The following is a 17,407-nucleotide window of genomic DNA, read 5'->3' as shown; positions in this document are numbered from 1 at the left end:
GGGAGCCTGGTGCCTGCGACGACGACAGCCGGTTCGAACAAGATGACCACGATTTCAAACCAACATACGGAGAATGCCAGCCAGGCGCAGCTTGGCTTTTTGCGCAATGGCGGCACGGTGGCGCAGCTGCTTCGTGATCAGGACGAAGCGGCGTCACCGCTTGGGCATGTCCTGCATTGGCCGCCCAGCCTGAAAACGCTGTTGGCAACCATCCTGCCATCGAGCGCCCAGATCGTCCTGTTCTGGGGGGCCGACTATGTCGCGCTGTACAATGATGCCTACGTACCTACCATCGGTACCAAGCATCCGCGCGCGCTGGGCCGTCCGGCCAAGGAAAACTGGCACGAGCTGTGGGATGACCTCGAGCCTTTGCTGCGCAGCGTGCGCGAGACCGGCATGACCTTTTCGGCGACCGATCGGCCGTTCTACATCGAGCGTCGGGGCTTGGGCGAGACGGCGTATTTCGACGTGTCCTACTCGGCGGTGCGAGGATCCGATGGCGAGACTGCCGGGGTGCTGTGCATCGTCACCGAAACGACCGAGCGCGTGCAATTCCAGCAGCGCCATGCCTTTCTCCTGGCCCTTGGCCAGGTCATGCCCTTGCTCGGCGACCCGGATCGGATTGGGGAGTATGCCATCCAGCGAGTGGGCGAGGAGTTAGGCGCATCGCGGGTCTCGCTGCTCGAGCAATACGACGTTGGAAACTTCCGGATACAATATGACTGGCTGCCGTCGCGCTCGGGCGCGTGCGGGCAAGCGGACGAGACGTTCGCCGAATCGCTGCTCGAGCGATTACGTACCGGAGAAAGCGTGCGTCAGGATCGAGAGCCTGGCGGCGCAGGCAACAAGCCAACCAGCGTGTTGTACGTGCCGCTGATGCGGGCCAGTCAGCTGGAGGGGCTGCTGATAGTCCACTTCCATGGGCAGCACAGGGTGCTCGATAGCGAGCGACAGTTGCTCGAGGAAGCCGGCAAGCAGGTCTGGGCTGCTCTCATCCATGCACGAGCCGAGCGTGCGCTGAAGGCCAGTTCCGCGCAATTGTCGGCGATGTTCGAGCAGGCCAGTGCCGGTATCGTCCTGTGCGACAGCGCTTGGCAAGTCACCAAGGTCAATGATTGCTACTGCGAGATGGTCGGGCGCACGCGCGAGACGTTGCTGGGCGCGCGTCTGCCCGAGATTCCCGACGACCTGGGGCCTGCCGCCGATCCGGCCTGCTGCGGCCAGGTCAGCGAGATCACCCGCCGCCATGTACGACCTGACGGCCGGGCGGTCTGGATTCAGCTACAGATCACGCCGCTGTTCCATGAACAGGATCAGCTGGCAGGCATGCTGTGCATGTGCATCGACGTGACTGCCGGTGTCGAGGCGCAGGCCGAACTGGTTGCGCTCAACGAAAGCCTGGAGGAACGGGTCAGCGCCACGCTGGCCGAGCGCGAGAGCACCCTTGCCGAACTGCATGAAGCACGCAAGATGGAGATGATCGGCCAGCTCACCGGTGGCATCGCCCACGACTTCAACAACATGCTGACCCCGATCGTGGCCTCGCTCGAGCTGATCCGCACGCGCCACGACGACCAGCGTACCCTACGTCTGACCGACGGCGCCTTGCAGGCGGCCGAGCGTGCCCGCAACCTGGTCGGCCGCCTGCTGAGCTTTGCCCGGCGGCAGACACTCAAGCCGCAGGCCATCTCACTGGCGGCCCTGGTCAAGGAAATGGGCGAACTGATCTCGCGCTCGCTGGGCCCGACCATCGATGTCACCCTGGACATCCCCGAAAGCCTGCCGGCCGTGGTGGTGGACCCTCATCAGCTGGAACTGGCCCTGCTCAACCTGGTGGTGAATGCGCGCGATGCCATGGCCAGCGGCGGCAACCTGAACATCAGCGCAGGGCTCGAGCAATCGCTGCCCGGCCGGCCGGAGCGAGTCTGGCTAATGGTTTCCGACGATGGCAGTGGCATGAGCGAAGAAGTGCTCAAGCGCTGCATCGAACCGTTCTACTCCACCAAGCAGGTCGGCAAGGGTACCGGGCTGGGGCTGCCCATGGTGCAAGGCCTGGCCTTGCAATCACAAGGGGACTTCAGCATCCACTCGACGCTTGGCCAGGGCACCGAGGCGATCATCTGGCTGCCGGTCAGCCAGACCAGGGACGCGGGTGAAGGCGAGCGAGCCGGGCCAGCTCCCCTGGCCTCGATGCAGGCTTCGATCCTGCTGGTTGACGACGAGCAGATCGTGCGCCATGCCACGGCCTTGCAGTTGCGTCATCTGGGCTATCAGGTGACCGAGGCGGCCAGCGCGCTGGAAGCCAAGGCGCTGGTCGACGCTGGGTTGCAGATGGACATCCTGCTCACCGACCATGTCATGCCGAACATGACCGGGGCGCAGTTGGCCCGCATGCTGCGTCAGGCACGGCCCCGGCTGCCAGTGCTCATCCTCAGCGGCTATGCCAACCTGTCGCCACATGAACTGCTCGGTTTCGAGGTGCTGGGCAAGCCGTTCCGCCGCGACGAACTGGTACACAGCCTGCAGCGTCTGTTGCCAGGGGCTCAGGCAGGCGCCTCGTCGGGCAGCGCTGGGGGAACCGCCGATCACTCCTGAGGTGGGGCAAGGAGCTGGTCGAGCAGGCGACAGATCTGCTGCGCCGAATAGGGCTTGGAGACGAAGGTGCAGCCCTCGAGCCCGCCCTCGACGATCGCCTCGCTGTACCCTGAAGTCAGGATCAGCGGCAGTTGCGGCAACTTGCGGCGCAACCGGCGCGCCAGGTCCAGCCCGCTCATGCCGGGCATGACGATGTCGCTGAACACTGCCTCGAAGGCAGCTGGCTCTCGCTCCAGCTGCGCGATGGCTTGTTCGGCCGACCTGGCCAGACTGATCTGGTAGCCATGCTCTTCGAGCATCTGCACGGTGAAGTTGCCGATGTCCGGATTGTCTTCGACCACCAGGACGCGTCTGGGCCGGTTCGGCAGCTGGCAGGCCGCTTCTGGCCGAAGCTCGCGCGCCGGACGCGCGGGTGCCTCGACCTGAGGCAGGTACAAGGTGAAGATCGTGCCATGCCCCACCTGGCTCGCCACTTGCACCTCGCCGCCGGACTGTTTGGCGAACCCGAACACTTGGGAAAGCCCAAGCCCAGTGCCCTGGCCGGTGGCCTTGGTAGTGAAGAACGGGTCGAAGATGCGATCGAGCAGTTCCGGGGCGATGCCGACCCCGGTGTCGATCACCGAGATGGCCGCATAGGGGCCTTGGTGGCTGACCTGGGTACGCGCGCCGGGCAGCTCCCGGTCGGACTCCAGGCGCAGACGCAGGATTCCGCCATTGGTCATCGCATCGCGGCCGTTGATCACCAGGTTGATGATGGCCGTCTCGAGCTGGGCCAGATCGGCGAGGATGTGGCACGGCTGCTGCGGCAGCTCGAGGGAAATCCGGACCCGGGCGCCGGTGGCGGTATCGAGCATGTCGGCGATGGTTTCCAGGCGCGAGCCGGCTTCCAGAACTTCCGGGCTCAAGGCTTGCCGACGGGCGAAGGCCAGCAGTTGGCCGGTGAGCTTGGCGCCGCGATCGATCGAGTCGGCCATGGTCTTGAGGTAGCGCTCGCGGCGCGTCTCGTCGAGCCCGGGACGCTGAATGAAATGCAGCGACGAACGCATGATGGTCAGCAGGTTGTTGAAATCGTGTGCCACGCCACCGGTCAGCTGGCCGATCGCCTCGAGCTTCTGGGCCTGGCGTAACGCCGCTTCGGTATGCAGCAATTGGGCGGTGCGTTCGCTGACGTGTTCTTCCAGCCTGGCGTTGAGCGCGCCCAGGGCGTCGATGGCGGCCCGCGTCTGCGCGGCGGCCTGGACTCGCTGGATATGTGCCCAGCAGCGCTCGGTGACTTCGCCGATCAGGGCCTGCTCGTAGGCGTTCCAGCGTCGTGGCACCTTGTCGTTGACGGCCATCAGCGCCGAGAGCTTGCCGTCCTTGACCAGCGGCACGCAGATCGTCGCGGCGACGCCGATGCTCTGATACGCCGCGGCATCGGTCTGTTCGAGCTCCTCGAGATTGTCATTGATGACCAAGGGCTGGCCGGCATGCAGCCGGGCGGTAGCCAGGCGGCCGAAGCGGGTCAGGTGGTAATGGCCCAGCAGAGGTGCCGAGCCGGGGGCGACCCAGTTGCCATGGATGGTGAAGCCGTCGCCGTCGCCATCGTCGTCCATCATGCCGTACACGCAGCTGGACAGGCCCAGATGCTCGCCAAGCATGCGCGTGGTGATGGCCATGATCAGAGCCGGGTCGGTGGCCGTGGCCACGGCCCGGCCAAGATCGTCGAGAAAGCTCAGGCGACGATTGGCGACGACCGTGTCCGTGGTCTCGGTGACCGTATCGAGCAGGCCCACCACTTTGCCGTCGCGGTCACGGATAGGGCTGTAGCAGAACGTGAAGTAGGCGCGCTCGGGATAGCCGCCGCGCTCGATCGTCAGTGGGAAGTCCTCGATGAAGATCGCTCGCCCGGCCAGCGCCCGCTCGGTCATCTCCTGCAGCTCGGTCCAGGCCTCCTCCCACACCTGGCTGAACGGACGACCCAGCGCCGCGGGCTTGGCGCCGAGGATCCGGGCAAAGGCGTCGTTGTGGAAGGTAATCAGCTCCGGTCCCCACAGCACGGCCTGGGGAAAGCGCGAGCTCAGGCACAGGGCCAAGGTGGTCTTCAACGTGTCAGGCCAGTGTTCAAGCGCACCCAGGGAAGTGGCGGACCAATCGTGTCGAAGAATCTGCGCGGCCATGTTGGCGCCGCCTTCTAACCATCTTGCCATCTGTTTCGAATTTCCTGCCTGCATGGTCGGGCCACCTGGAATGTCATAGAGTGCACCTACCGGTCGTCGAAGGCGAGTACATTGCGTCGCCGGGACCTTCGAGCCGCAAGCTTCAAGCTGGATCCGGTGCTTGTACGAAGATGCTTCCAACGACATCGGTCTCGCTTTGCCTGCAGCTTGCAGCCCAGGGAAGCGAACGTAGCTGACCCGAGCCTGTCACAGACCCACCAGACCTCTGCAAGCGCCAATGGCGCATCAAGGAGCTGTTCATACATGCAGAAAAAGAACGAATCTGTCGAAACGGCCAAGATAAATCCGCCGGTGTTCTGGATATCGGCCGTGGTACTGCTGCTTCTGGTCCTCTACGCCAGCGTGTTCCAGGCCAGTGCCCAGAGTCTCTTCGCGATGATCCAGGGCTGGATCATCGGCAACGTCAGCTGGTTCTACATCCTGGCGGTCGCCATCATCCTTGGCACCGTGGTGTTTCTCGCCGTCAGTCGGTACGGCGACATCAAGCTGGGGCCAGACCACAGCACGCCCGACTACAGTAGCACCACCTGGTTCGCCATGCTGTTCTCCGCCGGCATGGGTATAGGGCTGATGTTCTTCGGCGTCGCCGAGCCGGTGATGCATTTCGTCAAGCCGCCCTACGGCGAGGGCGGCTCGGTACAGGCCGCGGGCGAGGCGATGCGGATCACCTTCTTCCACTGGGGGCTGCATGCCTGGGCGATCTACGCCATCGTCGCGCTGATTCTTGGCTATTTCAGCTATCGCCACGGCCTGCCGCTGACATTGCGCTCAGCGCTGTACCCGCTCATCGGCGAGCGTATCCACGGTCCGGTCGGGCACGCGGTGGACATCTTCGCCATCATCGGGACGGTCTTCGGGGTAGCGACTTCGCTTGGCTTCGGTGTCGCGCAGATCAATACCGGGCTCAACGCCCTGTTCGGTATCCCGGTATCGATTCCGATCCAGATCGCGCTGATCATCGGCACGACCTTCCTGGCCACGCTGTCGGTGGTGTCCGGGCTGGACAAGGGGATTCGCCGGTTGTCGGAGCTGAACCTGGGTCTGGCGGTGCTGCTGTTGCTGATGGTCGTGGTGCTCGGGCCGACGGTGCTGATCCTGCAAACGTTCGTGCAGAACACCGGCGGCTACCTGAGCGAGATCGTCAGCCGTACGCTCAACCTCTATGCCTACCAGCCGAGCGACTGGATCGGTGGTTGGACGCTGTTCTACTGGGGCTGGTGGCTGGCCTGGTCGCCCTTCGTCGGGCTGTTCATCGCGCGCATCTCCCGAGGCCGCACCATCCGCGAGTTCGTCACCGGCGTGATGCTGGTGCCGACCGGTTTTACCCTGCTGTGGATGACCGTGTTCGGCAACACGGCCATTCACATGATCCTCGACCAAGGCTTGACCGACCTGGCGGCAGCGGTGGACAAGGACACCTCGCTGGCCTTGTTCGCGTTCCTCGAGCATTTCCCGTTCTCCAGCGTGATCAGTGTCCTGGCCATCATCATGGTGGTGGTGTTCTTCGTCACCTCCGCCGACTCCGGGGCCATGGTAGTGGACATGCTCGCTTCTGGAGGCCAGGGGAACACGCCGATCCGTCAACGCATCTTCTGGGCGTCGAGCATGGGCCTGGTGGCCATCGCGCTGCTGCTGGCCGATGGCCTCAAGGCGCTGCAGACGGCGACCATCGCCAGTGCCCTGCCGTTCACCATCGCCTTGCTGTGCAGCATGCGCGGGCTGCTCAAGGCGCTCAAGCTCGATGCCACCAAGCGCGGCCTGCGTTACCAGGCACTGGCCATCTCGCCAACCGCCTCGCGCAACGCCGGCAACTGGCAGCGTCGCCTGCGTACCTTGGCCATGTTCCCGCGGCGTGCCCACGTGCTGCGCTTCATAAGCGAGGTCGCCAAGCCGGCGTGCGAGTCGGTGGCCGAGGAGTGGCGGCGTCAAGGCTACGAATGTAGCGTCGAAGACGGCGAGGAGGGTAGCGTGATGCTCAAGGTTGGCCCGAACGACGATCCGTTCATCTATGAGATCCGCCCGCATGCCTATGCCATGCCCAGTTTCGTCATGAGCGACACGCCCAACGAGGAGCGCAAGTATTTCCGCGCCGAAGTGCACCTGCGCGAAGGCGGCCAGGACCATGACGTGATGGGCTGGTCGAGGGAAGAAGTGATCGGCGATATCCTCGATCACTTCGAACGCCACATGCACTACCTGCACCTGGTGGGCTGAGTCGCGCAGCCGGGCGGCTCCAGCCATGGTGGCCGTTCAGTCCAGATCAGCGGCCGCGTGGCGTTCCTCGACCTGGTTGCCGCCTTCGGTCGGGGTGCGGTTGACCCGGGTGCCGCGCTGGACGGCCGGGCGCTTGGCGATGTCCTCGGCCCAGCGTTGCACGTTCGGGTAATCCTGCACCGAAAGGAACTGCGCGGCGCCATACAGATTGCCGCGCACCAGCTGGCCGTACCAGGGCCACACGGCGATGTCGGCGATGCTGTATTGGTGGCCGCCGAGGTAGCGGCTCTCGGCCAGGCGCCGGTCGAGCACATCGAGTTGACGCTTGGCTTCCATGGTGAAGCGATCGATCGCGTACTCGATCTTTTCCGGTGCGTAGACGTAGAAGTGGCCGAAACCACCGCCCAGGTAAGGCGCCGAGCCCATCTGCCAGAACAGCCAGTTCAGGGTTTCCGTGCGCGTCGGCAGGTCCGTGGGCAACAGCTCGCCGAACTTCTCGGCCAGGTAGAGCAGGATCGAGCCCGACTCGAAGACCCGTAGCGGCGGCTCCACGCTGCGATCGAGCAAGACCGGGATCTTCGAGTTGGGGTTGACCTCGACGAAGCCGCTGGAGAACTGGTCGCCCTCGCCGATACGGATCATCCAGGCATCGTATTCGGCGCCGGCGTGTCCGAGCGCAAGCAGTTCCTCGAGCATGATGGTAATCTTCACGCCGTTTGGCGTACCCATCGAATACAGCTGCAGCGGATGTCGACCCGTAGGCAGTGTCTTGTCATGGGTCGGCCCGGCGACTGGCCGGTTGGTACTGGCGAACTGGCCACCGGAAGGTGCCTGGTGAGTCCAGACCTTGGGGGGGACGTAGGAAGGCTTGCTCATGGAGCGATCTCCTTGGAGTGGAAGGCTGTCCGAAGATGGACCTGCATCCATGCCACGGGTTCGCCATCCAGGCAAGCGGGGCGTTTTCTCGCACACCGGGTTCGGCGGTTCCAGGCCAACTATTTCACCACCCCGCACAACTATTGAACCCTGCGAATGTCAGTGTTTGCAGGCTGGCCATGCCTCGGGCATCGGTCATCATTTCATCCAGGAGCCCAGCATGGCAGTACTGCACGAAAGCGCGTTGCAAACGATCACCAAGGACCAGGCAAGCGTGCTCGGCGAATGGGTCCGCGACCTCGAGGCCAACGGGGCCACGCGCAACCTCAAGGAGCATGAACTGCGCCAGCAGACCGTCGAGTTCATGAGTCTGCTGATCGAAGGGCTGGGTAGCGGGGCCGATCTCGGTTCGCCCGAGTGGGAGAACACCCGTCGCTTCCTGGAGCGGCTTTCCGCCACGCGTGCGCAGCAAGGCCACGACTCGCAGCAGACCGCCTATTTCGTCTTCGCGCTCAAGGGGCCGCTGTTCAACCTGCTGCAGGCGCAATACCATGACCGGCCGGCAGAGCTGGCCGGGCAGTTGTGGAAGGTCTCCGAGCTGCTCGATGCGCTTGGCCTGCATACCATTCGGACCTACCAGAAGTCCCGTGAAGCGGTGATCAAGCGTCAGCAGGAAGAGCTGCTCGAGCTGTCGACCCCAGTCGTCAAGCTGTGGGACGGCGTACTGGCGCTACCGCTGATCGGCACGCTGGATTCCCAGCGCAGCCAGACCGTGATGGAATCGTTGCTCCAGCGCATCGTCGATACCGGCGCGCAGATCGCCATCATCGACATCACTGGCGTTCCGACCGTCGATACCCTGGTGGCCCAGCATCTGCTCAAGACGGTCACCGCGATCCGCTTGATGGGCGCCGATGCGATCATCAGTGGCGTACGGCCGCAGATCGCCCAGACCATCGTCCACCTGGGGCTCGACCTGGGTTCGCTGACCACCAAGGCCAACCTGGCCGATGCCCTGAAACTCGCGCTCACCCGCCTGGGCGTCAACCTCGGCCAGCGGGCATAAGACATGGAGCGCATCCCGATCCTCCAAATGGGCGAATTCCTTCTGGTGACCATCCAGGTGGACATGCACGACCAGCTGGCCCTGCGGCTGCAGGACGATCTGACCGAGCGGATCAGCCGCACCTCGGCCATCGGCGTACTGATCGACATCTCGGCCCTGGACATGGTCGACTCGTTCATCGGCCGCATGATCGCCAGCATTTCCGGCCTTGCCCGCATCATGGACGCCGAGACCATGGTGGTGGGCATGCAGCCGGCCGTGGCGATCACTCTGGTCGAGCTGGGCTTGACCTTGCCTGGCGTCAGCACGGCACTGAACGTCGAAAGGGGCATGCAGCTGCTGCGTCAGCGGGTAGCGCAGCGATGATCACACGCGACAGCGGCACGCTGCCGGTGCGCATCGAACAGGACGTGGTCATGGCGCGGCAACTGGTTCGCAAGCTGGCGGGCGAGTGCGGCATGCGCCTGGTCGACCTGACCAAGCTGGTGACTGCCGTCAGCGAGCTGGCGCGCAACACCGTGGTCTACGGAGGGGGCGGCGACATGGACTGGCAGGTGCTCGACGATGGCGGCCGGGTTGGCGTGCGCCTGCGCTTTCGCGACGAAGGGCCGGGCATCGCCGACGTCAAGCTGGCGCTGACCGATGGCTGGACCTCCGGCGGTGGGCTTGGTCTGGGCCTGACCGGCGCGCGTCGGCTGGTGGACGAGTTCGAGCTGGATACCACGCCTGGCCAGGGCACCCGGGTGACGATCACGCGATGGACATGAACCTTTCGGCTTCGCTCACCCAAGTCCTGGCTCTGGAAGACCAGAGCCAGGTTGGTCATGCCCGGCGTACCGCACAGCAGCTGGCCGAACGGTACGGCTTCGACGAAAACGATGCCGGGCGCGTGGCGCTGGTGGCCACCGAGCTTGCCAGCAACGTGCTCAAGCACGCCGGGCATGGCGAACTGCACTTGCGCGTGCTGCCGCGGCCCGAGGGCCATGGCATCGAACTGATCGCGGTGGACCGCGGCGCGGGGTTCGACACGGCCCTGTGCATGACCGACGGCTATTCCACGCAGGGCACCCAGGGCATCGGCTTGGGCAGCGTGGCGCGGCTCGCCCAGGTTCATGACCAGCATGCCGACCCGCGCGGCGCGGTGGTGCTGGCGCGTCTGTATCGGCGCGGCGACGTCGATCCCGACCTGCGCTTCGGGGTCAGCCAGCATTCGCTGCACGATGATCCCGCCTGCGGCGATACCTGGCATCTGGCGGTCGCCGGCCAGCGCCTCGCGGCCTTGCTGATCGACGGCCTCGGGCACGGCGAAGAGGCCGAACGCGCGGCGCTCGCCGGTGCCCAGGCGTTCGCCGAAGCGCCATTCGGCGAGCCACAGGCGCTGATCGGCGCCATGCACCAGGCCATGAACGGTACGCGCGGAGGCGCCGTCGCGCTGGCCCGCCACGACCGCACGCGCGATCGTCTGGAGTTCGCCGGTATCGGCAACATCGGCGCCTGCCTGGTCGATGCCGAGCATAGCCGAGGCCTGGCCTCCCATCCGGGCATCGTCGGCAGCCAGTATCGCAAGGCCCAGGTGTTCGAGTACGCTGACGTCGGCGGGCAGTTGCTGGTCATGTACAGCGATGGTCTGCAGTCACGCTGGACCCTCAAGGACTACCCCGGCCTGGTGCATCGTCACCCGGCCGTGATCGCTACCGTGTTGCACCGGGACTTCTGCCGTGGGCGGGACGACGTGACGGTGCTCGTCATCGACCTGGAGATCGCCCATGGCTGAGCCTTCCCGTGCAAGCGCGGCCGAGCAGGCGGCGCTGATAGAGCGCCTGCAGGTGGAGAACGAAGCCCTGCGCGCCGAACTCGACGAAACCAACCAGGGCGTGCTGGCACTGTATGCGGAACTGGATATCCAGGCCGAACAGTTGCGCCAGGCCTCGGACCTCAAGAGTCGATTCCTCTCCTACATGAGCCACGAGTTCCGTACCCCGCTGGGCTCGATCCTGAGCATCACCAGCTTGCTGGCCGATGAGCTGGACGGGCCGTTGAGCCAGGAGCAGCACCGCCAGGTCGCCTTCATCAGCACCGCCACGCGCGAGCTCGGCGACATGGTCGACGACCTGCTGGACCTGGCCAAGATCGAAGCCGGGCGCATCACCATCTCCCCGGCCTGGTTCGACATGCTCGACCTGTTCTCGGCGCTGCGTGGCATGTTCAGGCCGATCGTCGACGCCAGCACGGTCGATCTGATCTTCGAGGAGCCGGTGGGGCTGCCACGGCTCTATACCGATGACAAGAAACTCACGCAGATCCTGCGCAACTTCATTTCCAATGCTCTGAAGTTCACCCTCCGTGGCGAAGTCCGGGTATCGGCGCGCCTCGAAGGCAGCGACAAGATTCGCTTCGCCGTGAGCGACACCGGCATCGGCATCGCCAAGGAACTGCATGGCGCCTTGTTCGAAGATTTCGCCCAGGTCGACTCGCCGCTGCAGAAGCGCCTGCGTGGCACGGGCCTGGGCCTGTCGCTGTGCAAGCGCTTCGCCGTGCTGCTGGGCGGGGCGGTCGGCTTCGAGAGCGAACCTGGCAGGGGCTCGACCTTCCATGTCACCATCCCGCTGGCCCTGGCCCAGGAGAGTCCCGATGAAGCCTGAGGTACGTCTGCTCATCGTCGACGACAACGCCGCGACCCGCTATGCGCTGCGTCGTCGTCTGGACTCGCACGGCTACCGGGTGCTGGAGGCGGGTACCGGCAGCGAAGGCCTGGCGAAGATTCGCGACGAGCAGATCGATGCGCTGATCCTCGATGTCAACCTGCCGGACATGAGTGGTTTCGACATCGTCCGGCTGCTGCGGGCCGACAGCCGCACGGCCCTGCTGCCGGTCATCCACGTCTCGGCGGCGTCGATCCAGAGCGACGATGTCATCACCGGCCTCGACGCCGGCGCCGACGCCTACCTGGTGCATCCGGTGGATGCCGACGTGCTCCTGGCGACCTTGCGCACCCTGCTGCGGGTGCGCGATACCGAGCGCGCCTTGCGCGAGAGCGAAGCGCGATTTCGCGAGATATTCACCCATGTCTCGGCGCCCATCGCGGTGCTCGATGCCCAGCTCAAGGTGCATGAGTGCAACCATGCCTTTGCCTTGCTGATCCAGGACAACCGCAACCCTGACCGTCTCGACGAATGCTTCGCCGTCGGCCAGCGGGCCGAGCTCGATCAACTGCGCCAGCACCTGGCCGCCGGAACACGCTGGAAAGACACCTTGGTCATGCAGGTGCAAGGTCAGCCGCGTGATATCGAATGGCAGCTCTCGCCCTATCGCGAACAGGGGTTATGCCTGGCGTTCGTCGAGGACGTCACCGAGCATCGCCACCGCGAGCGCTCTCATCTCGCCTTGCTCGATGACGCCAACACGCAATTGGCTCGAGAGATGGCCGAGCACGCCCGCACCGAGGCGCAGTTGCTGCAATTGCAGAAGATGGACGGCCTGGGCCGGCTGACCGGAGGCATCGCCCACGATTTCAACAACCTGCTGACCGGGATCATCACCAGCCTCGAGCTGATCCGCAAGCGGATCGACGAGGGGCGCACCGAAAAGGTCCGGGTCTATGCCGAGGCTGCCTTGAACTCGGCGACCAGCGCCGCCTCGCTGACTCATCGGCTCTTGGCGTTCGCTCGCCAGCAGCCGCTCGATACCCGTCCGGTCGACGTCAACCAGCATGTGCAGTCACTGGAAGAACTGCTGGGCAGGACCATCGGCGAGCGCATCGACCTGCGCCTGCATCTGAGCAGCCAGCCGGCCATCGCCTTGGTGGACCCGGTGCAACTGGAAAGCGCGGTGCTCAACCTGGTGATCAACGCCCGCGATGCCTTGCCCAATGGTGGGCACATCTGGGTCGATACCGCGACCATCCGCGTCGACGATGACCCGAACCTGGCCGACGGCAGCTATGTGACGATCAGCGTTCGAGATGACGGTGTGGGCATTGCTCCGGCGTTGCTGGACAAGGTCTTCGACCCGTTCTTCACCACCAAGCCGGTCGGGCAGGGGACCGGCCTGGGCCTGTCGACCATCTATGGCTTCGCCCGGCAGTCAGGCGGGCATGTGGCGATTCGCAGCATGACCGGCCGCGGGACCACGGTCACCCTGATGCTGCCCGCAAGCAGCCAGCCGGCGATCGTCGGGACGCCCCGAAAACCGCTCGGTCATCGAGGCGCCGGCGAACAGGTGCTGATCGTCGAAGACATGGCCTCGGTACGCCAGTCGGTGGCCGAAGTGCTCAGTGATGCCGGCTATCGCTGCACGCTGGCCGAGGATGTCGAGCAGGCGCTGGAGCATTTGCGCAGCGAGCCTGGCCTGGAGCTGCTGCTCACCGATGTCGGTCTGCCGTCGATGAGTGGCCGCGAACTGGCCGACATGGCCCGGCTCTACCGGCCAACCCTGCCGGTGCTGTTCATGACCGGCTACGCGCAGACCGCGCTCGACCGCCAGAGCTTCCTTGGCGCGGGCATGGACATGCTGGTCAAGCCGTTTCAGATCGACGACTTGCTCGAGAAGGTGCGGCACATGCTGGAGCGGGCCTAGCGGCAGCGAGCTGCAAGCTCCAAGCCGCAAGCTGACTGGCGTAGCTTCAATAGACACGCACGAACTGCAGCGTGCCGCATGCCGCTTGCTAGGGCTGGGTTTCGAGCCAATGGGGGCTGTTGAAATTGCTCAGACGGGGGTCTGCGTCCTCGCACGCCAGCGCCTGCACCGGGGCGCGCAGCAGGGCGCGTTGCAGGCTGCGCTCGCCCGCGGCCCAGGCAGTTTCCAGCAGCGGCAGCAGCTGGCGTGGAAGCACGCTGAACATCGGCTGCCAGTAACCGCCCTGACGCGCCATGGCCGGGCCGTGATGGGTGATCGCCAGCGCCCGCAACGCCTGGATCAACGCCTGGTCCACTTTTGGCGCGTCGCAGGCCAGCAGCACCACCCAGGGGTGCCTGGCGACTCGCAGACCGGCGATCACGCCTGCCATCGGGCCAGGGAAATCTGGCTCGGCATCGCATACCAACTGGTCGGCGAATGCTCGATAGCGCTCCAGGTTGCGGTTGCAGGAGATCACCACATCATCGCTGAGCGTGCGCGCCACACGCTGCACATGGGCCACCAGCGGTTGTCCCTGCCAATGCACCAGGCCCTTGTCACGTCCGCCCATGCGCTGGCCTCGGCCACCTGCGAGGATCAGCACGGAGCAGGCAGGAAGGTCAGCAGGCATGGGAGAACTCCGGGCGGTCGACGGCTGAACCCTCCCATGCCCGGGCGCACTTGTCCAGTCACTCTTGCGCAGCGGTCGCCGCCGCTTCGTCAGGCTTGGCGTGGCGACGTCCAGCCAGGCGCATCACCACCACGAAGAACACCGGTACGAACACCACCGCCAGGGTCGCGCTGAGCATGCCACCAATCACCCCGGTGCCGATGGCTTGCTGGCTGGCCGAACTCGCGCCACTGGCGATGGCCAGCGGTACCACGCCGAGAATGAAGGCCAGCGAGGTCATGACGATCGGTCGCAGGCGCAGGCGAGCCGCCTGCATGGCCGCGTCCACGGCATCGTGACCTTGCTCGACCAGGTCCTTGGCGAACTCGATGATCAGGATCGCGTTCTTCGCCGACAGGCCGATCAGGGTGATCAGGCCGACCTTGAAGAACACATCGTTGGGCATGCCGCGCAAGGTCACCGCCAGCACGGCACCGAACATGCCCAGCGGCACCACCAGCAGCACCGCGGTCGGGATCGACCAGCTTTCATACAGTGCTGCCAGGCAAAGGAATACCACCAGCAGCGACAAGGCCATGAGCATCGGCGCCTGGCTGCCCGACAGGCGCTCCTGCAGCGACAGGCCGGTCCACTCCAGGCCGACGCCCGCTGGCAACAGCGCCACCAGTCGCTCGATCTCGGCCATTGCCTGGCCCGAGCTCACCCCGGCGGTGGGTTCGCCGGAAATCGACACTGCCGGGTAACCGTTGTAACGGGTCAACTGGACCGGTCCGCTGACCCAGCGGGCCTGGACGAAAGCCCCTAGCGGGACCAGCGAGCCGCTGTCGTTGCGTACGTGCATCCGCAACAGGTCCTCGACCTGGCTGCGCTGGTCGCCCTCGGCCTGGACCACGACCCGCTGCATGCGTCCCTGGTTGGGAAAGTCGTTGACGTAGCTCGAGCCCACCGCGATGTCCAGCAGCGCGCCGATGTCGCTGAACGCCACTCCCAGCGCGTTGGCCTGGCGCCGGTCCACCTCCAGTTCGACTTGCGGGCTCTCGGCCAGCGAGGATTCGCGCACGTTGGTCAACAGTGGACTGGCGCCGGCATCGGCCAACAGCTTGTCGCGTGCTTGCATCAGCGCCTGGTAGCCGATGCCGCCACGGTCCTGCAGGCGCAGCTCGAAGCCGCTGGATTCGCCGAGTCCGTCGATTGGCGGTGGCAGCAGCGAGAACGCCACGGCATCCTTCAAGCGGCTGAAGGCCAGGCTGGCCCGATCGGCGATGGCCTGTGCGCTGTCCTGGGGACTGCGCTGGGACCAGTCCTTGAGGGTGGTGAAGGCCAGCGCCGCGTTCTGCCCGCTACCGGAGAAGCTGAAGCCGAGGATCAGCGTGGTATTGTCCACGCCGGGCTCCTGGGCATTGTGCGCCTCTATTTGTGCCGCCACCTGTTCGGTGCGCAGGCGACTGGCGCCGGGCGGCAGCTGGATGTCGGTGATGGTGTAGCCCTGGTCTTCGGTTGGCAGGAAGGCACTGGGCAACTGGCCGAACCCGTAGCCGAGCACCCCTAGCAGCAGCGCATAGACCAGCAGGTAGCGACCGCTACGGACCAGGGCTTTGCCGACCCAACGCTGATAACCATCGCTCATGGCGTCGAAGCGTCGATTGAAGGCGCCGAACAGGCCCTTGCGCTGATGCTGGGCGTGCTTGCCGATCGGTTTGAGCAGGCTCGCGCACAGCGCTGGCGTAAGGCTCAGGGCCAGAAACGCCGAGAACAGAATCGACACGGCCATGGAGACCGAGAACTGCTGGTAGATCACCCCCACCGAGCCTTCCATGAAGGCCATCGGCAGGAACACCGCCACCAGCACCAGAGTGATGCCGATGATCGCGCTACTGATCTGGCCCATGGCCTTGCGGGTCGCTTCCCTGGGCATCAGGCCTTCTTCGGCCATGATCCGCTCGACGTTCTCCACCACGACGATGGCGTCGTCCACCAGGATGCCGATGGCCAGCACCATGCCGAACAGGGTCAGCACGTTGACCGAGAAGCCCAGCGCCAGCATCACGGCGAAGGTGCCCATCAGCGCCACCGGGACCACCAAGGCCGGGATCAGGGTGCAACGCAGATTCTGCAGGAACAGGAACATCACCACGAACACCAGCAGCATGGCTTCGAAGAGGGTGGTGACCACCTGCTTGATCGAGACCTCGACGAAGGGCGCGGTATCATAGGGAATGTCGTAGCGTGCGCCGGCCGGGAAATAGCCTGACAGCTGCTGCATCTTGTCACGGACCAGGGCGGCCGTTTCCATGGCGTTGGCCCCAGGCGACAGCTGCACCGCGAAGGCGCTGGCCGGCTTGCCGTTCAGGCGCGTGCCGTACTGGTACTCCTGGGCGCCGATCTCGACCCTGGCGACGTCGCCGATGGTCACGCTGGAGCCGTCGGGGTTGGCCCGCAGCACGATGGCGGCGAACTCCCGGGGATCGCTCAGCTGGCCCTTGACCACCACGTTGGCGGTGATCTCCTGAGTGGCGCGGGCTGGCAGATCGCCGATGCTGCCGGGCGCCACCTGGATGTTCTGGGCGGCGATGGCCTGGACTACGTCGTTGGGCGCAAGACCCAGGCCGACCAGCTTGCGCGGGTCGATCCAGATGCGCATGGCCCGCTCCGAACCATACAGCTGTGCCTTGCCGACGCCTTTGAGGCGGCGGATCTCGTTCATCACGTTGCGAGCCAGGAAGTCGCTCAGGGCGGTTTCGTCGAGGCTGCCATCCTCCGAGGTGAGCGTCACCAGCAGCAGAAACCCGCTCGAGACCTTCTCGACCTGCAGGCCCTGCTGGATCACTGCGCGCGGCAGGCGAGACTCCACCACCTTGAGACGGTTCTGTACGTCCACCTGGGCCAGGTCCGGATGGGTTCCCGGGGCGAAGCTGACCTTGATGGTCGCGCTGCCGAGACTGCTCTGCGAGGAGAAGTACAACAGGTTGTCGGCGCCGTTGAGTTCCTGCTCGATCAGGCTGACCACGCTGTCGTCGATGGTCGCGGCGGAAGCCCCTGGGTAGACCGCGTAGATCTCGATCTGCGGCGGCGCGACGTCCGGGTACTGCGCCACGGGCAGGCGCGGCAGGGCCAGGGCACCGGTCAGCAGGATGAACAAGGCGACCACCCAGGCGAATACTGGCCGGTCTATGAAGAACTGTGGCATGGGTC

12 protein-coding genes are annotated in these 17,407 nt (G+C 65.2%); 8 read left to right on the top strand and 4 right to left on the bottom strand.

All coding sequences use genetic code 11. The features are described 5' to 3' along the window. Window positions 1–42: 42 nt before the first annotated feature. Entirely contained in the window at window positions 43–2,595 is a 2,553-nt protein-coding gene (locus ACY8GK_RS07155; protein WP_462402709.1) for a GAF domain-containing hybrid sensor histidine kinase/response regulator, read from the top strand. Here ACY8GK_RS07155 and ACY8GK_RS07150 read toward each other — a convergent pair. Continuing rightward, window positions 2,586–4,784 (bottom strand): ATP-binding protein, encoded by a 2,199-nt coding sequence (locus ACY8GK_RS07150; protein ID WP_462402708.1) that lies wholly within the window; start codon window positions 4,782–4,784, stop codon window positions 2,586–2,588. The genes ACY8GK_RS07155 and ACY8GK_RS07150 overlap by 10 nt on opposite strands. Before the next feature lie 273 nt (window positions 4,785–5,057). Here ACY8GK_RS07150 and ACY8GK_RS07145 point away from each other — a divergent pair, with 273 nt between their 5' ends. Further along, window positions 5,058–7,028 carry a choline BCCT transporter BetT gene (locus ACY8GK_RS07145; RefSeq protein ID WP_196178879.1) on the top strand — a complete coding sequence of 657 codons (1,971 nt, stop codon included), beginning with the start codon at window positions 5,058–5,060 and terminating at the stop codon, window positions 7,026–7,028. A 36-nt stretch (window positions 7,029–7,064) separates the two neighbouring features. Here ACY8GK_RS07145 and yghU read toward each other — a convergent pair whose 3' ends face one another. After that, on the bottom strand, window positions 7,065–7,904 hold the full coding sequence (gene yghU / locus ACY8GK_RS07140; RefSeq protein WP_462402707.1) for a glutathione-dependent disulfide-bond oxidoreductase: 840 nt from the start codon (window positions 7,902–7,904) through the stop codon (window positions 7,065–7,067). A 220-nt stretch (window positions 7,905–8,124) separates the two neighbouring features. On the opposite strand from yghU, the gene ACY8GK_RS07135 reads away from it, so the two are divergent. Genes ACY8GK_RS07135 through ACY8GK_RS07110 form a run of 6 tightly spaced genes read left to right on the top strand, consistent with a single transcriptional unit; the run spans window position 8,125 to window position 13,545 of the window. Next, on the top strand, window positions 8,125–8,970 hold the full coding sequence (locus ACY8GK_RS07135; protein ID WP_196178876.1) for an STAS domain-containing protein: 846 nt from the start codon (window positions 8,125–8,127) through the stop codon (window positions 8,968–8,970). A gap of 3 nt (window positions 8,971–8,973) precedes the next feature. Beyond that, a complete protein-coding gene (locus ACY8GK_RS07130) occupies window positions 8,974–9,336 on the top strand; it encodes an STAS domain-containing protein (RefSeq protein ID WP_196178874.1) in 363 nt (120 codons plus the stop codon). Further along, on the top strand, window positions 9,333–9,737 hold the full coding sequence (locus tag ACY8GK_RS07125; protein ID WP_196178873.1) for an anti-sigma regulatory factor: 405 nt from the start codon (window positions 9,333–9,335) through the stop codon (window positions 9,735–9,737). Before ACY8GK_RS07130 ends, ACY8GK_RS07125 begins: the two co-directional genes overlap by 4 nt. After that, window positions 9,734–10,744 (top strand): ATP-binding protein, encoded by a 1,011-nt coding sequence (locus tag ACY8GK_RS07120; protein WP_462402995.1) that lies wholly within the window; start codon window positions 9,734–9,736, stop codon window positions 10,742–10,744. The genes ACY8GK_RS07125 and ACY8GK_RS07120 overlap by 4 nt, the downstream gene beginning before the upstream one ends. Further along, complete coding sequence (locus ACY8GK_RS07115; RefSeq protein WP_196178871.1) at window positions 10,737–11,612, top strand: sensor histidine kinase; 876 nt, start codon at window positions 10,737–10,739, stop codon at window positions 11,610–11,612. Before ACY8GK_RS07120 ends, ACY8GK_RS07115 begins: the two co-directional genes overlap by 8 nt. Further along, on the top strand, window positions 11,602–13,545 hold the full coding sequence (locus ACY8GK_RS07110) for a response regulator (protein WP_462402706.1): 1,944 nt from the start codon (window positions 11,602–11,604) through the stop codon (window positions 13,543–13,545). Before ACY8GK_RS07115 ends, ACY8GK_RS07110 begins: the two co-directional genes overlap by 11 nt. 88 nt (window positions 13,546–13,633) lie before the next feature. Here the strand turns inward: ACY8GK_RS07110 and mobA are convergent, their stop codons facing one another. Both mobA and ACY8GK_RS07100 read right to left on the bottom strand, forming a co-directional pair. Next, window positions 13,634–14,215 (bottom strand): molybdenum cofactor guanylyltransferase MobA, encoded by a 582-nt coding sequence (mobA, locus tag ACY8GK_RS07105; protein WP_196178867.1) that lies wholly within the window; start codon window positions 14,213–14,215, stop codon window positions 13,634–13,636. Between the two features lie 58 nt (window positions 14,216–14,273). Continuing rightward, window positions 14,274–17,402, bottom strand: a complete 3,129-nt coding sequence (locus ACY8GK_RS07100) for a multidrug efflux RND transporter permease subunit (protein ID WP_462402705.1) — start codon at window positions 17,400–17,402, stop codon at window positions 14,274–14,276. Window positions 17,403–17,407 lie beyond the last annotated feature (5 nt).

It is taken from the genome of Pseudomonas sp. Marseille-QA0332 (genome assembly GCF_054950175.1).
Note: the sequence above shows the minus strand (reverse complement) of the source record. Positions and strands in the feature narration are given on the sequence as shown.